Source organism: Haliea sp. E1-2-M8 (assembly GCF_030649675.1).
GTDB lineage: Bacteria > Pseudomonadota > Gammaproteobacteria > Pseudomonadales > Halieaceae > Haliea.
Genome location: NZ_JAUTDR010000085.1, coordinates 1 through 711, shown reverse-complemented (window position 1 = coordinate 711; position 711 = coordinate 1). Strand labels below are relative to the sequence as shown.

General features: G+C 60.6%; 2 protein-coding genes. One reads left to right on the top strand and one right to left on the bottom strand.

Going from position 1 to position 711, the window contains the following annotated elements; translation table 11 throughout:
* A partial coding sequence (locus tag Q6D67_RS21655; RefSeq protein WP_304707924.1) for an ice-binding family protein occupies nt 1-387 on the top strand: 387 nt, incomplete at its 5' end.
* A 144-nt stretch (nt 388-531) separates the two neighbouring features.
* Here Q6D67_RS21655 and Q6D67_RS21650 read toward each other — a convergent pair.
* Nucleotides 532-711: hypothetical protein (locus Q6D67_RS21650; protein WP_304707923.1), on the bottom strand; the 180-nt coding region annotated here is incomplete at its 5' end.

Sequence of the window (711 nt, the reverse complement as noted above, 5' to 3'; positions counted from 1 at the left end):
ATCTTCCAGATCGACAGCGCGCTGACCGCCAACATCCTCTCGAACGTCGTCGGCACCGCCGATCCCTGCAACGTGTTCTGGCGTGTCGGCTCCTCCGCGACGTTGAACGGTGTTACCTTCCGCGGCAACGTTATCGCTGACGCCAGCATCACTGTGGGAGACGGCTCAGACGTCATTGGCCGGACAATCGCGGGAACAGGGCCAACCGGAGCGGTGACGATGGCCGGCGACGGTGGCAACACGATCGGTGGCTGCTCTATGGTCGACGATGTCCCTGCCACCGCTACTGCCATCCCCACTGTCGGGAGAAGCGCCATGGCGGCCCTCGTCGTGCTGGTCCTCAGCGGCGGGCTGTTCGCGATCCGCAGGCGCCGGGCTCACGTCTAACCGAGCTTTTGGCGGTAGCCACGCTTACGAACGGCATTGGCACCAATTCCCTACAGGCCTATAGGAACTATAAACTTCAGAAAAAATGCGCCTATTGGGTCGGAGATTCTACGTCTGCTGCCCGTGTCCCAGACGGTGCCGGACTTAGTCACTCCCGGCCAGCAGCGGTAGGGTTACTGAAGCGCCGGGAAAGCCTACCCGTGTACCAAGTTGCCGGAGCGGATACGAAGGCTTGAACTCAGCGAACATCTGATGCGCGGAACTGCTCACAACGCCAAGGCAACAAAATTGCATGTTGGCACTCCCAAGTGTGGAAAGCGTCTC